The 14,302-nt window shown below is 52.3% G+C and carries 11 protein-coding genes; 9 read left to right on the forward strand and 2 right to left on the reverse strand.

From position 1 onward, the window contains the following. Position 1 precedes the first annotated feature (1 nt). The 3 genes from hslO to QOX44_RS16700 all read left to right on the forward strand — a co-directional run bounded on the left by hslO (position 2) and on the right by QOX44_RS16700 (position 3,845). Positions 2 to 913, forward strand: a complete 912-nt coding sequence (hslO, locus tag QOX44_RS16690; protein ID WP_283684846.1) for an Hsp33 family molecular chaperone HslO — start codon at positions 2 to 4, stop codon at positions 911 to 913. Then, positions 910 to 2,826 carry an NAD(+) synthase gene (locus tag QOX44_RS16695; RefSeq protein ID WP_283684847.1) on the forward strand — a complete coding sequence of 639 codons (1,917 nt, stop codon included), beginning with the start codon at positions 910 to 912 and terminating at the stop codon, positions 2,824 to 2,826. The genes hslO and QOX44_RS16695 overlap by 4 nt, the downstream gene beginning before the upstream one ends. A 134-nt stretch (positions 2,827 to 2,960) precedes the next feature. Next, entirely contained in the window at positions 2,961 to 3,845 is an 885-nt protein-coding gene (locus QOX44_RS16700; protein WP_283684849.1) for a carbon-nitrogen hydrolase family protein, read from the forward strand. A 97-nt stretch (positions 3,846 to 3,942) separates the two neighbouring features. Here QOX44_RS16700 and QOX44_RS16705 read toward each other — a convergent pair whose 3' ends face one another. Continuing rightward, on the reverse strand, positions 3,943 to 4,974 hold the full coding sequence (locus tag QOX44_RS16705) for a LacI family DNA-binding transcriptional regulator (RefSeq protein WP_283684851.1): 1,032 nt from the start codon (positions 4,972 to 4,974) through the stop codon (positions 3,943 to 3,945). A gap of 287 nt (positions 4,975 to 5,261) precedes the next feature. Between QOX44_RS16705 and QOX44_RS16710 the strand changes: the two genes are divergently transcribed. The 4 genes from QOX44_RS16710 (at position 5,262) to thrS (ending at position 10,338) form a co-directional block, all read left to right on the forward strand. Beyond that, a complete protein-coding gene (locus QOX44_RS16710; protein ID WP_283684852.1) occupies positions 5,262 to 6,269 on the forward strand; it encodes an aliphatic sulfonate ABC transporter substrate-binding protein in 1,008 nt (335 codons plus the stop codon). A gap of 62 nt (positions 6,270 to 6,331) precedes the next feature. Further along, complete coding sequence (locus QOX44_RS16715) at positions 6,332 to 7,075, forward strand: ABC transporter ATP-binding protein (protein WP_283684853.1); 744 nt, start codon at positions 6,332 to 6,334, stop codon at positions 7,073 to 7,075. After that, positions 7,062 to 7,856 carry an ABC transporter permease gene (locus QOX44_RS16720; protein WP_283684854.1) on the forward strand — a complete coding sequence of 265 codons (795 nt, stop codon included), beginning with the start codon at positions 7,062 to 7,064 and terminating at the stop codon, positions 7,854 to 7,856. Before QOX44_RS16715 ends, QOX44_RS16720 begins: the two co-directional genes overlap by 14 nt. Before the next feature lie 517 nt (positions 7,857 to 8,373). Beyond that, complete coding sequence (gene thrS, locus QOX44_RS16725) at positions 8,374 to 10,338, forward strand: threonine--tRNA ligase (protein WP_283684855.1); 1,965 nt, start codon at positions 8,374 to 8,376, stop codon at positions 10,336 to 10,338. A gap of 133 nt (positions 10,339 to 10,471) precedes the next feature. Here thrS and QOX44_RS16730 read toward each other — a convergent pair whose 3' ends face one another. Continuing rightward, positions 10,472 to 11,362, reverse strand: coding sequence for a LysR family transcriptional regulator (locus tag QOX44_RS16730; RefSeq protein ID WP_283684856.1), 891 nt, complete (start codon positions 11,360 to 11,362; stop codon positions 10,472 to 10,474). 149 nt (positions 11,363 to 11,511) lie between these two features. Here QOX44_RS16730 and QOX44_RS16735 point away from each other — a divergent pair, with 149 nt between their 5' ends. Both QOX44_RS16735 and QOX44_RS16740 read left to right on the forward strand, forming a co-directional pair. Continuing rightward, positions 11,512 to 13,140 (forward strand): FAD-dependent oxidoreductase, encoded by a 1,629-nt coding sequence (locus QOX44_RS16735; RefSeq protein ID WP_283684857.1) that lies wholly within the window; start codon positions 11,512 to 11,514, stop codon positions 13,138 to 13,140. Between the two features lie 63 nt (positions 13,141 to 13,203). Then, positions 13,204 to 14,154, forward strand: a complete 951-nt coding sequence (locus tag QOX44_RS16740; protein ID WP_283684858.1) for a 4Fe-4S binding protein — start codon at positions 13,204 to 13,206, stop codon at positions 14,152 to 14,154. Positions 14,155 to 14,302: the final 148 nt, after the last annotated feature.

The following is a 14,302-nucleotide window of genomic DNA, read 5'->3' on the forward strand; positions in this document are numbered from 1 at the left end:
TATGGACTATATAGTAAGAGCGACTGCTGCAGACGGACAGATCCGTGCATTTGCAGCGACAACACGCGACCTTGTTGAGCAGGCGCGCAGTTATCACAATACAAGCCCCGTGGCTACGGCGGCGCTTGGCAGGCTTCTGAGCGCAGGCGCGATGATGGGCGTGATGATGAAAGGAGAAAAGGATCTCCTGACATTGCAGATAAAGGGAGACGGTCCGATCGGCGGTATCACCGTCACAGCCGATGCATCGGCAAATGTCAAGGGCTACGTGCAGAATCCCTCCGTGATGCTGCATGCAAATGAAAACGGCAAGCTGGATGTCGGCGGCGCAGTAGGCAGCGGCATCCTGAATGTGATCCGCGATCTTGGTATGAAGGAGCCGTATGTCGGGCAGTGTGAGCTGAATACAGGGGAGATCGGGGATGATCTGACCTACTATTTTGCAGTATCGGAGCAGGTGCCATCCTCCGTAGGACTGGGCGTGCTGATGGAAAAGAATAATACGGTACGGCAGGCAGGAGGATTTATCATACAGCTTATGCCGTTTACGCCGGATGAGGTGATCGATCGTCTGGAGAAAAAGCTGGCGCAGACAACGTCTGTGACGGCGATGCTGGATGAGGGGATGACTCCGGAGCAGATTCTTGAGGAGCTGATCGGTGAGTTCGGTGTGGAGATCACTGACCGGATACCGGCGGGATACCGGTGCGACTGCTCAAAGGCGCGGATCGAGAAGGCGCTGATCAGTATCGGCAGGAAGGATTTGCAGGAGATGATCGAGGATGGAGAGACGATCGAGGTCGGATGCCAGTTTTGCAACAAAAAGTATCACGTAACAGTAGATGAGCTGAAGGCGCTTCTGGAAAGGAGCAGCAGAGTGTGCGCGCACTCCCGGGAAAAGGAAAAGGCATGAGAGACGGATTTGTAAAGGTAGCGGCTGTAACGCCGGAGATCAAAGTAGCAGACTGTACATTTAATGCGCAGCGTATTTGTGAAGAGCTGGACACAGCGCTGGGGGAGAAGGCAAGGATCATTGTATTTCCAGAGCTCTGTCTGACCGGATATACATGCGGGGATCTGTTCTGGCAGGAAAAGCTCCTGGCAGAGGCGAAGCATGCGCTGCACCAGATTATCGCGCATACCCGCGGGAAGGACGCCCTGCTGTTTGTGGGTATGCCATGGGAGAAAAATGGAAAGCTTTATAATGTGGCGGCGGCCATTTCAGACGGCAGGCTGATCGGGCTTGTGCCAAAGCGGTATCTGCCAAATTATAACGAGTTTTATGAGGCCAGATACTTTGCGCCCGGAAATGCGCGCATAGAATGGGAGAAATTCGAAGGAGAACCTGTTCCGTTCGGTATGAACCAGCTTTTTTGCTGCGATCATCCACAGGGACTTTGTGTGGCGGCAGAGATCTGCGAGGATCTGTGGGCGCCGGATCCGCCAAGTACCCGTCATGCGCTCGCAGGCGCGCAGATCATTGTCAACCTTTCTGCGAGTGATGAAGCGACAGGAAAGTATGCGTACCGGAAAGCGCTGGTCACAGGTCAGTCTGCCAGACTGCTGTGCGGCTATATTTATGCGAGCGCCGGAGAGGGAGAATCCACGCAGGATCTTGTATTTGGCGGTCATAATATAATCGCAGAAAACGGACATGCACTGGCTGAGTCTTTGAGGTTTACGACTGGCGTGACCTGCTCTGAAATCGATGTCGCAGGCCTGCGGGAAAAGCGGCGCCGGATGACGTCATTTGAGCCATCCGGTGTAGAAGAGTACGAACGCATCCGTTTCTCTTTGCCGGATGAAGAGACGCTGCTGACAAGGCAGTTCCCGGCAATGCCGTTTGTCCCTGACAGGGAATCAGACAGACAGGAGCGGTGCGAGGAGATCCTGATGCTGCAGGCGCTCGGACTGAAACAGCGCATCCGGCACACCGGGTGCAAAAATCTGGTAGTCGGTATTTCCGGCGGTCTGGATTCTACGCTTGCGCTGCTGGTCATGGCAAAGACCTGCGATATGCTAAAGCTGCCACGCACATGTATCACTGCGGTGACGATGCCGGGATTTGGCACAACAGACCGTACCTATCAGAATGCGTGTGAGCTGACAAGGCGCCTTGGCGCACAGCTCTTGGAGGTGCCCATCCGGGATGCAGTAACACAGCATTTTCAGGATATCGGACACGATCCTGCCGTACATGATGTGACGTATGAAAACAGTCAGGCCAGAGAGCGGACGCAGATCCTGATGGACATTGCCAACAAGAAGAATGGAATGGTGATCGGAACAGGGGATATGTCAGAGCTTGCTCTTGGATGGGCCACATATAATGGAGATCATATGTCGATGTACGGAGTGAATTGTTCTGTGCCAAAGACTCTGGTGCGCTATCTGGTGCGGTATTATGCAGACGCCTGTGCCGATGAGGCGATCAGTCAGATCCTTTATGATGTGCTGGATACGCCGGTGAGCCCCGAGCTGCTTCCGCCAAAGGATGGGGAGATCTCCCAGAAGACGGAAGATCTGGTTGGTCCGTATGAACTTCACGATTTCTTTTTGTACTATATGGTGCGCTGCGGGTTTGCTCCGGCAAAGATTTATCGTCTGGCACAGCTTGCCTTTGCAGGAAGATATGAAAAGACAACGATCCTGTACTGGCTGAAAAAGTTTTACTGGAGATTTTTCACCCAGCAGTTTAAGCGCTCCTGCGTGCCGGACGGACCGAAGGTCGGAAGCGTTGCGCTTTCCCCGCGCGGAGATCTGCGGATGCCCAGCGATGCGTCTGTACGGATGTGGATCGAGGAGCTGGAAACGATCGGTTTATGATGACGTTTTGGTAAGGGAAAAAACGGAAAGGATGGAGTAAAATACAAGGGAATAAGCTTACAGAACAGAACCTTACCGCTCTTTAAAGACTTTTGAGACAGTGGTAACAGGAAATGAGACAGGGGGGAGAGGCTTTGGATCAGATACTGAAAATTGCTTTACTGCAGATCGCTCCTGGCAGATCGCTGGAGGAAAATCTGGAAAAGGGAGCGGAATACTGCAGGAAAGCCAAAAAGGCAGGTGCGGACCTTGCGCTGTTTCCTGAAATGTGGAGCAATGGATATCGTATTTATGACCGACCTGCGGAGGAATGGAAGAAAGAGGCGATCCCGGTTTGCAGTGATTTTGTCCGTACCTTTGGTGATCTTGCCCGGGAGCTGAACATGGCGATCGGTATTACGATACTGGAGGCATATGGAGATGCGCTCAGAAATTCACTCATTCTGTTTGATCGGTACGGCAGACAGAGACTGGTATATGCCAAGGTACATACGTGTGATTTTGGGGAAGAACACAGCCTGACGCCGGGGGATGATTTTTATGTTACCGTACTCGATACCGCATGCGGGGAGATAACGGTCGGGGCGATGATCTGCTATGACCGGGAATTCCCGGAAAGCGCCAGGATTTTGATGCTAAAGGGGGCGGAGCTGATCCTTGTCCCCAACGCCTGCCCGATGGAGATCAACCGCCTTTCTCAGCTTCGTGCCAGAGCGTATGAAAATATGACAGCGATCGCTACCTGCAATTATCCTCAGACTGTACCCGACTGTAATGGCGGCTCCAGTGTTTTTGACGGAGTCGCGTATCTGCCCCAGGCAGATGGCTCCAGAGACACCTGTATTTTGCAGGCGGACGGACAGGAGGGGCTCTATATCGCCAGTCTGGATCTGGAGCAGCTGCGGGCGTACCGGAGAAGCGAGGTACATGGAAATGCATACCGGCGCCCAAAAAAGTATGGGCTTATCACTGCTTCTGATATTCAGGAACCGTTTATCAGAGCCGATCGCCGGGAGTGATGCACGATGCAGGAGCGCTGGCTGCGTTCCGGGAGAGCGCCGGATGGGCGGCTTTATCGGCGGGGGATCCTGCAGACGTCTCAGGCGCCGAGGCGTGTCAGCCGGGCATAGCATAGGAGCAGCTTTCCCGTACGATCAGGCGGCAGGGCAGCTCGATGCGCAGATGCTCTTTGTGTCCGCGGTTCAGCCGGTCGAGCAGGATCCCAACTGCCAGATGTGACATTTCGCGCTTCGGGATGTCGATGGTGGTCAGGCTGGGAGAGATCATCCCGGATTCCCTGATGTTGTCGATCGCGATCACGGATGGAAGATATTTTTTCTGGCGGCTTTTTCTGAGAGTCTCCAGTACGCCGAGCGCCGTGCTGTCATTGGCGCAGAAGATCGCTGACGGGCGGGAGTCCTTTTTGAGTATCGTTTTCATCATCTGCCGCCCCTCCTCTCTTGTCTGGCTCGTAGGGTAGATATTGCCGTGGTCGAGCGGAAGCTTGTGGGAGATCAGAGACTGATAATAACCAATATATCTCGCCTCATAGGAGCAGTCGCCTATGTAGGCGATTTTTTTGTGCCCGAGTGAGATCAGATAATCCATGGCTGTGGCTGCGGCGTCCGTACCATTACAGATCACTTCATCGTAGTCAAAGTTTGTAGGATTCCGGTCAATACCAACGAGGGCCTGATACTGGCTTTTGAGGAAAGGAATCAGCTCGGCCGGACATTTTCCAAGCAGGATCAGTCCGGAAGCGCCGGCAGAAGCGCGCGCAGATAAGGGAGTCAGGTTCAGGCGGCGCTGCGTCATATCAGGAAGGGTGAGCAGACGTCCGAGGTGGCAGCCGTTTGCCAGAAGCTCCTCCAGCAGTGCGTCATAGAGCTCCTTAAAGAACAGATCGGATTCCAGAGACAGGAATCTTGTCAAAAATACGTCAATGCTTGTCGACTTTTCGCTCCCGGTGCGGCTTCCGAGCTTTAGCTGTCTGGCAGCAGCGTTTGGCAGGTAATCCAGCTCTCTGGCGCATTGCCAGATTTTTTCCTGAAGTGCGGGGTCTGAGCAATGGTAATCAGGACGGTTCAGGACGCGGGAAACGGTAGAGACGGATGCGCCGGAGCGCTTTGCGATTTCTTTCAGGGACATGCGTGTACCTCCAAAAATGTAAAATCAGGCGCGACAGGCTGCCGCGGCGGTATTCTCTGTGAATGAAAACGTTGTCAAAAATATTTTATTATTTTTAAAAGTATAAACTGATTTTAGAAAAGAAATCAAAATAAGTCAAGAAATAAAAGGAAAAATGATACAGATAACGTTTTCAAAATACGTGTTGAGAAGAAAGACCAGGTTCTGTATGATAGAGAACAGATCGGAAGCTGTAGGCGGACAGGAGCACAAATACAGACTTACCGGAGAAAGGAACGGATACAGGCATGAAAAGAGAGAAAAAATATCGCAGATCACAACAGGCAGCTTTATTTGCAGGAGCGATGGCGCTTCTGGCTATGTCAGCGGGCTGTGGAAGGAAAACCGGCGCCGGTGAGGTGCACATCGGCTATTTCAACAACATCACACACGCGCAGGCTTTGTATATGAAGGCACAGGGGATGCTGGAGGACGCGTTTGGAACGCAGGCCAGGGTGCAGTGGACCGCGTTTCACGCAGGACCGGCTGAGGTAGAGGCGATGTTTGCAGGGGATATTGATATTGGGTATATCGGTCCGATTCCGGCGATCACAGCGAACGTGCGCTCAGACGGAGATATACAGATATTAAGCGGCGCGGCGATGGCAGGCGCGCAGCTGATGCGGGCTGCGGACGCAGACATCGAGACGGTGGCTGATCTGGACGGAAAGACAGTCGCAGTGCCGCAGATCGGAAACACTCAGCATCTGTGCCTGCTGCAGCTCTTGTCGGATTACGGACTGCAGACGGTAGAAGAAGGAGGAACGGTGAAGGTGACTGCTGTGGAAAATGCAGACGTACAGAATATGATGGATCAGGGCGGCATTGACGCTGCGCTTGTGCCGGAGCCATGGGGGACGCTGCTTGCAGAAAACGGGGCGCAGACGGTGCTCGATTATGATGAGGTATATGCAGGGGGCGATTATCCGGTGGCGGTTGTAGCTGTGAGAAAAGATTTTCTGGAGGAGGAGCCGGAACTTGTGAATACCTTTTTGCAGATGCACGAGGAGGCGACACAGACGATACGCAAGGATACGGCGGCGGCAGCGGCAGTGATGGATCAGGAGCTTGCAGACGCGACAGGGAGCTCTCTGGGGCAGCCTGTTTTGGAGCGTGCGTTTGAGAAGATCATCCTTTCGACAGAAGTCAGTCCAAATGCGCTTGACGATTTTGCACGGATCTCTCTGGAGCAGGGATTTATCGAGGAGACATATGAGAAACTGTTTGCCAAACGGCAAGATGACAGCGCCGGGTGACAGACGGCTCGCAGGATGGGAAGAAACCTGCACAGGAGAGTACCGGGAGGAAGGGAAAACGTATGACACTGATCATAAAAAATGTGACAAAGCAGTTTGAACATGCGCAGGAGCCAACGCTTGCAGATATCAATCTGGAAATAGCAGATGGTGAATTTCTGTGTGTGGTGGGAAAGAGCGGCTGTGGGAAGAGCACCCTTTTAAATCTGATCGCAGGGCTGGAGACGCCGACGGGCGGAGAGATTCTCCTGAACGGGAAAGCGGTCACCGGTCCGGGCGCAGACCGCGTAGTGATGTTCCAGGAGCATGCGCTGTTTCCGTGGAGAAATGTGATCGAGAATGTAAAATTTGGCATGGAAGTCGCAGGCGTACCGAAGTCGCAGCAGGAGGAGCGGGCCTTGCATTACCTCCGCATGGTGCAGATGGAGGCGTATCGCGATTATCCGATCCATCAGCTTTCCGGAGGTATGAGGCAGAGGGTGGCGCTTGCGCGGGCGTTGACCCTGGACACAGAGATCCTTCTGATGGATGAGCCATTTTCGGCTCTTGACAAGCAGACGGCGAACCGGATGCGCAGAGAGCTTCAGGAGATCTGGATGAAAATGAACAGAACGGTCTTTTTTATCACGCACAGTGTCGAAGAGGCAGTGTATCTTGCAGACCGGGTCGTGGTGCTGTCAGAAAAAGAGAAGAGTATCCGGGATGTGATCAGGATTGATCTGCCGCGGCCGCGCCACGTATATGATGATGTATTTGTGGAGTATCGGCACCGGATCCTGGAGGAGGTACAGGATGGAGAAGAATAAAAAGATAAGAGAGTCCTTGCAGACAATCGGATTTTTTGCAGCGCTGGTGTTTCTGTGGCAGGCTCTGTATGTACTTGGTACGCAGGTCTTCGCCCTGTGGAAGCCATATGCGCTGCCGTCCCCCGCAGGGGTATGGGCAGTGTTTTGGCGGCTGACTGCGGACGGGAGCCTTCTGCGGGCGGCTGGCAGCAGCCTTGCCCGCGGCTTTTTGGGCTACGTTCTTGCGGTGCTGCTCGGGATGACGATGGGACTTCTGATGAACCAGTTTGGTTTTCTCAGGCGAAATATGAGACCGCTTATCATGGGCGTACAGACGCTTCCCAGCATTTGCTGGGTACCATTTTCAATCCTGTGGTTTGGTCTGACTGAGCAGGCGATCCTTTTTGTTGTGGTAATGGGATCGGTATTCGGACTGGCAGTGGCGACCGATCACGCGATCCGCAATGTACCGCTGCTTTACAAAAAAGCCGCGCTGTCAATGGGCGTGGACAAAAAGCAGCTTTACTGGAAGATTATTTTTCCGGCTGCCCTGCCGGAGCTGATCGCGGGGCTCAAGCAGGGCTGGTCTTTTGCATGGCGGGCGCTGATGTCGGGAGAAGTGATGACCACCTGCATCGGTCTTGGACAGACGCTGAGCACAGGGCGCAGCCTGGCAGATATGAACCAGGTCATGCTCGTGATGGCGGTGATCATTTTGATCGGGATCGCGATCGACCGCATTGTCTTCGGCGCGGTGGAACGGTGGGTCTACCGGAAAAGACCGGCACAGCAGGAACGATAAAACGTCAAATAAAATCACGGTCCGGGTGTTGACAAAACGGATGAACATGTTATACTGATTACAGATTTTCCCGAAACGGGAGAAACCATGCAGATATATGGTATCTGGTCAATACAACAAAGCAAAATACGTGGATGAGAAGAGTAAAATGCGGAAGCATCCAGAGAGAGGGCGATTTGCTGGAAGTCCCTTATGCGGAACCATTTGAAAACTAACTCGGAGTGGCCCCAATCCGGTCCGGCAGGCGCCGTTATCGCCAAACGAGAGGTCTGATACAGAACGTGATCCGGCGAAGCAATCGATACGCCGCGTCACAGTACAGACAAGCAGGGTGGAACCGCGAGTGATGAAAGTTGCCCGTCCCATGCAGTCCGAAAGGCTGCATGGGACGTTTTTTTTTCGTAAAAACTGAGCCGTGCAGAACCGGAAAATGACAGCCGCCTGCGGGCGGGAGCAAAGCGGATGCGGCCAGAATACCAGACAGATTATGAATACGAAGAAAAGGAGCTGAAGTGATATGATCATTACACTGAAGGATGGATCAAAGAAAGAATATGCACAGCCGATGTCTGTGTATGACATTGCGGCGGATATCAGTGAAGGGCTGGCAAGAATGGCTACTGCCGCTCAGGTAAACGGAGCGGTTGTCGATCTGCGCACCGTCGTAGACGCAGACTGTGAACTGAACATTCTGACGCCGTCGTCACCGGAAGGTCTGGCTGCGCTGCGCCATACGACATCGCATGTGCTGGCAGAGGCGGTAAAGAGACTGTATCCGCAGGCAAAGCTTGCGATCGGACCGTCGATCGAGACGGGCTTTTACTACGATTTTGACCATGAGCCGTTTTCACGCGAGGATCTGGACAAGATCGAAAAAGAGATGAAAAAGATCATCAAAGAGGGCGCGAAGTTGGAGAAGTTCACACTTCCGAGAGAGGAAGCGATCAAATTCATGGAAGAAAAGGGCGAGCCGTACAAGGTAGAGCTGATCCGTGATCTCCCGGAGGATGCGGAGATTTCCTTCTATCGTCAGGGAGACTTTGTCGATCTGTGCGCAGGTCCGCATATGATGAGCACAAAGAATATCAAGGCGTTTAAGCTGATCTCTTCTTCAGGCGCTTACTGGAGAGGAAATGAAAAGAACAAGATGCTGGCACGTATCTATGGTACGGCATACGCGAAGAAAGAGGAGCTGGCAGCGCATCTGGAACAGCTTGAAGAAGCGAAAAAGCGCGATCATAACAAGCTTGGACGGGAGATGGGACTCTTTACAACAGTAGATGTGATCGGACAGGGGCTTCCGCTTCTGATGCCGAAGGGCGTGATCATTGTGAAAGAGCTGCAGCGCTGGATCGAGGATCTCGAGGACAATGAGTGGGGATACGTGCGTACCAAGACTCCGCTGATGGCAAAGAGCGATCTGTACAAGATTTCCGGCCACTGGGATCACTACAAAGACGGTATGTTCGTGCTTGGTGATGAGGAGAAGGACAAGGAGGTATACGCGCTCCGTCCGATGACCTGCCCATTCCAGTATTACGTATACAAGGCAGAGCAGCACTCCTACCGTGATCTGCCTCTGCGCTACGGCGAGACCTCTACTCTGTTTCGAAACGAGGATTCCGGCGAGATGCATGGACTGACCCGTGTACGCCAGTTTACGATCTCTGAGGGCCACCTGGTCGTAAGGCCGGATCAGATGGTAGAAGAGTTCAAGGGCTGCCTGGCGCTGGCAAAATATTGCCTGCAGACACTTGGCGTAGAGGAAGATGTGACGTATCATCTCTCTAAGTGGGATCCGGATAACAAGGAGAAATATATCGGCGATCCGGAGGTATGGAATGAGACAGAGGAGCACATCAGACGGGTGCTCACAGAGCTTGATATCAAGTTTACAGAGGATGTCGGAGAGGCAGCATTCTATGGACCGAAGGTTGATATTAATGCAAAGAACGTATATGGCAAGGAAGACACCATGATCACGATCCAGTGGGATGCGCTCCTTGCAGAACAGTTTGACATGTATTACATTGATGAAAACGGTGAAAAGGTGCGTCCGTGCATCATCCACAGAACCTCCATCGGCTGCTATGAAAGAACACTGGCATGGCTGATCGAAAAATATGCTGGGCTGTTCCCGACATGGCTGTGTCCGGAGCAGGTACGCGTCCTGCCGATCTCTGAAAAGTACACGGATTATGCAGAGAAGGTAAATGCAGAGCTTAAGAAAAACGGTATCCGCTCCAGTGTGGATAATCGCTCGGAGAAGATCGGCTACAAGATCCGTGAGACACGTCTTGCCAAGGTACCGTATATGCTTGTCGTAGGTGCAAAGGAAGAAGAGGAGAATGTTGTGTCCGTCAGAAGCCGTTATCTGGGCGATGAAGGGCAGAAGTCTCTGGATGACTTTATCACGGCGATCACGAAAGAGATCCGTACAAAAGAGATCCGTAAGATCGAAGTACAGGAAGAGAAAAAATAAAACACAGAAAAAAGAATACAGGCTGTCTGACACAGACCGTATGCGGGGGCTGCAAGATGCAGGGATGTATGTTGCAGCCCCCATTTTATATAGAAGGGATTTTTTGTACAGAAGAGAAAACAGCGGTCTGAGCTCAGTGAAAGTCCTCCGGAAGAGAGCTGATATATTCGGTGAAATCCTGCATCTGGCTGGTCATGGGATGGGAACGGTTGTGGCACAGATAAAAGAATCGCTCCAGATTGATATCCTGTACCGGGCAGTGACAGAGGATCCCGGCAGCGACCTTATCGGCGGCACAGCGTTCAGATAAAAAAGCGAGCCCGAGGTTTCTTGACACAGCGTCGATGATGGCAGGCGTGCTGCTGCTTTCCCATTTGATCTGATAAGGGATGTTTTTGGCTTTCATAAAAGCTTCAAAGATCGCACGTGTTCCGCTGCCCTTTTCCCGCAGAATGAAATTCTGGTCGCGCAGATCCTCAGCGTGCAGGCAGGAGGAGCCGGCAAAGGGATGATTTTTGCTGCAGATGATGCACAGCCGGTCAAGGAGCGCAGGCTTTGCACTGATTTCCCGGTTGTCGGGGATACCCTCCACAAGGGCGATATCGAGCTCATTGTGCAAAAGCAGCTGCTCGATGATACTTGTATTGGAGACATTGACATGAATATCAATGTCAGGATACCGTTTGTTCATATTTTCTGTGATCGCTCCGATGATGTTGGCTCCGACGGTCATGGTAGCGCCCACGCGCAGCGGACGGATGGAGTTGATCATTTTCATATTCTGCTGCAGTGCGCGGTGGATCTCGAGGATCTCGCGGGCGCTTTTTTGCAGCAGGGAGCCGGCGGGCGTGATGCACAGCTCTTTGGTGCCGCGTTCAAAAAGCCTGGTCTGATACTCTTTTTCCAGCTCAGAGATGATCTGGCTGATCGTAGGCTGCGAGATATAGAGATGCTTGGCTGCCTCACTCATTTTTCGGAATTCTGCTGTAGCGATAAATACTTCAAGCTGCCGGATCGTAGCCATAAGATACCTCCTGTTCTGCTATAGGAAAAAACCTATATGCTACATAAAATATTACTATTTTACTTATAAAATAGCAAGTGTTATGATAAACGCGGTAAGAAAAAACGATGTTTTACTGCTGATATATGGAGAAGGGACAGGTGGACGAAATGAAGGTACTAGTACTTGGAGGCGTTGCCGCCGGAACAAAGATTGCTGCGAAGCTGATGAGAGAGGATCGGTCAAATGAAGTGATCGTGCTGAATAAGGGGAAGGATATTTCTTATGCAGGCTGCGGGCTTCCCTATTACGTGGGTCATGTGATCGAGAACCGTGAGGAGCTGATCGTAAATACGCCGCAGAAATATGAAAAGCTGACCGGAGTAAGGGTACTGACACAGACAGAGGCAACGAAGGTTGATCCGCAGGCAAAAATCGTGTCAGCAGTTGATCTGAATACACAGGAGACAAAGGAATATACGTATGATAAACTCGTGATCGCTGTCGGCGCAAGCCCGGTAAAGCCGCCGATCGCAGGCTGCGGGCTGGAAAATGTATTTTTCATGAGAACGCCGGAGGATGCGATCCGGATGCGGGAGGTCATTGACCAGGGCGGGATCAAAAAAGCAGTGGTAGTCGGTGCAGGCTACATAGGACTTGAGATCGCTGAAAACTTAAAGGCGCTTGGAGTCCGGCCATTTGTGCTGGATATGGCTCCGCAGATCCTCGCTCCGGGCTTTGACCCCGAGATGGCGGAGTATGTGGAGGGAAAGCTTTCTGAGCATGGGATCCCGGTTGTGACAGGAGTGGCTGTCACCGCGATCGAGGGGGAAACAAAAGCAGAAAAGGTCGTTACGAGTAAGAAGACCTATAAAGCAGATCTGGTCGTTTTAAGCGCGGGTATCCGTCCGAATACGGAATTTCTGAAGGATACAGGGCTTGAGATGGTAAAGGGGACGATCCTGACCAATGAATATGGTGAGACAAATCTGCCGGATATCTACGCGGCAGGTGACTGTGCGATGGTGCACAACGCTCTGACCGGACGCCCCGTCTGGTCGCCGATGGGCTCTACGGCAAATATCGCAGGGCGTGTGATCGCGCAGAATATCATGGGAGCAAAGATCCCATACCGCGGCGTGCTTGGCACAGCAGTGTGCAGGCTGCCCGGCATCAATGTGGGAAGGACGGGACTGACCCAGGCTCAAGCGCAGGAAGAGGGCTTTGATCCGGTCAGCGTAGTGACGATCGTGGATGACAAGGCACACTACTATCCTGGATCGGGTATTTTTGCGATAAAGATGATCGCGGACAAAAAGACACGGCGGCTGATCGGTATCCAGGCAGCTGGCGCAGGGGAAGTCGATAAGATTGTGGATATTGCGGTGACGGGCATTATGCTCAAAGGGACGCTGGAGGACCTTTCGGATCTTGACTTTGCGTATGCACCTCCATTTTCCACAGCGATCCATCCGTTTGCTCATACGCTGAATGTCCTGAAGAATAAGCTTGACGGCGCATTTGAGACCTTTACGCCGGCAGAGTACGCAGCCGGTGCGGCGCAGGGCTATCGCCTGATCGATGCATCGATCCAGCCGACCACAGAGGGCGCGCCGTATGTGGATCTGGTGACGGTGAACGGTCCGATCGACGGCCTGGATAAGGATGAGAAGCTGCTGCTTGTGTGCAACAAAGGGAAGCGGGCGTACCTGCTTCAGAACCGCATGAAATTTTACGGATATACAGATACAAAGGTACTGGAAGGCGGCAATATGTTCAGCGAGGTGGAGGCACAGTGACAAAAGCTCACAGAGCCTCTGGCACAGACAAAACGTAAGAAAAAGAAAAGGAGAGACAGAACTATGGCATGTACGATCAGCGCGGATGAGATCAGGAGAGTGAAAGCATTAGGATTTTTGAACAACAAAGGGACCGATCTGTTTAATGGCCGTGTCATTACAGTAAACGGCAAGATCACAGCGCAGCAGGCAAAGGTGATCGCAGAGGCGGCAGAGAAATTCGGAAACGGTGATGTAGAGTTCACAACACGACTTACGGTAGAGGTCCGTGGGATCCACTTTGATAATATCGAGCCGTTTCGGGAATATATCGCCGGGGCGGGCCTGCAGACAGGTGGGACAGGCTCCCTGGTGCGCCCGGTCGTTTCCTGCAAGGGGACTACGTGCCAGTACGGGCTGTATGATACTTTTGCTCTGTCAGAGAAGATCCATGAGAGATTTTATCTGGGATACCGCAGCGTAAAGCTTCCTCACAAATTTAAAATCGCAACAGGCGGCTGCCCGAACAACTGCGTAAAGCCGGATCTGAATGATCTGGGCATTGTGGGACAGCTTGTGCCGGATTTTGATGAAGATATGTGCAATGGCTGCAAAAAATGTAAGATCGAGAAGGTCTGTCCGATGAAGGCGGCAAAGGTTGAGGATGGAGTCCTGGAGATCGACCAGGAGCTTTGCAACAACTGCGGACGCTGCATCGGCAACTGTCCGTTTGACGCGATCGAGGAAGGTACGCCGGGATATAAGATCTATATCGGCGGGAGATGGGGAAAGAAGGTTGCGCAGGGAAGAGCGCTTTCCAGGATTTTCACATCAGAAGAAGAGGTGCTGGATGTAGTAGAAAAGGCGATCCTTTTGTTCCGTGAGCAGGGACATACAGGAGAGCGGTTTGCGGATACGATCGCAAGAATTGGTTTTGAGGAGGTAGAGCGGGAGCTTCTCTCAGATGAGATCCTGCAGCGAAAGGACGAAATCCTTGCTGCAAAGCTCCACCTGGCAGGAGGAGCGAGCTGCTGATCACCGTCTGTTTTGCCCTCCCTGTCCGGTACGAAAACCGGATGGGGAGGGTATTTTTATTCTTTATTTTGTTACCAGATTGTAACTTCTCTTTGCTATGATAGGTGCACAGATGATACAGCACAGTCTGCTGTGTACTTTATAAGTG

This window comes from Parablautia sp. Marseille-Q6255, from assembly GCF_951230155.1.
Classification (GTDB): Bacteria; Bacillota; Clostridia; order Lachnospirales; family Lachnospiraceae; genus Choladousia.

What these genes read in the sequence shown, in the direction of transcription:
- hslO (WP_283684846.1), top strand. Translation starts at nt 2, where the DNA reads ATGGACTATATAGTAAGAGCGACTGCTGCAGACGGACAGATCCGTGCA.
- QOX44_RS16695 (WP_283684847.1), top strand. Translation starts at nt 910, where the DNA reads ATGAGAGACGGATTTGTAAAGGTAGCGGCTGTAACGCCGGAGATCAAA.
- QOX44_RS16705 (WP_283684851.1), bottom strand. Translation starts at nt 4,974, where the DNA reads ATGTCCCTGAAAGAAATCGCAAAGCGCTCCGGCGCATCCGTCTCTACC.
- QOX44_RS16710 (WP_283684852.1), top strand. Translation starts at nt 5,262, where the DNA reads ATGAAAAGAGAGAAAAAATATCGCAGATCACAACAGGCAGCTTTATTT.
- QOX44_RS16715 (WP_283684853.1), top strand. Translation starts at nt 6,332, where the DNA reads ATGACACTGATCATAAAAAATGTGACAAAGCAGTTTGAACATGCGCAG.
- QOX44_RS16720 (WP_283684854.1), top strand. Translation starts at nt 7,062, where the DNA reads ATGGAGAAGAATAAAAAGATAAGAGAGTCCTTGCAGACAATCGGATTT.
- thrS (WP_283684855.1), top strand. Translation starts at nt 8,374, where the DNA reads ATGATCATTACACTGAAGGATGGATCAAAGAAAGAATATGCACAGCCG.
- QOX44_RS16730 (WP_283684856.1), bottom strand. Translation starts at nt 11,362, where the DNA reads ATGGCTACGATCCGGCAGCTTGAAGTATTTATCGCTACAGCAGAATTC.
- QOX44_RS16735 (WP_283684857.1), top strand. Translation starts at nt 11,512, where the DNA reads ATGAAGGTACTAGTACTTGGAGGCGTTGCCGCCGGAACAAAGATTGCT.
- QOX44_RS16740 (WP_283684858.1), top strand. Translation starts at nt 13,204, where the DNA reads ATGGCATGTACGATCAGCGCGGATGAGATCAGGAGAGTGAAAGCATTA.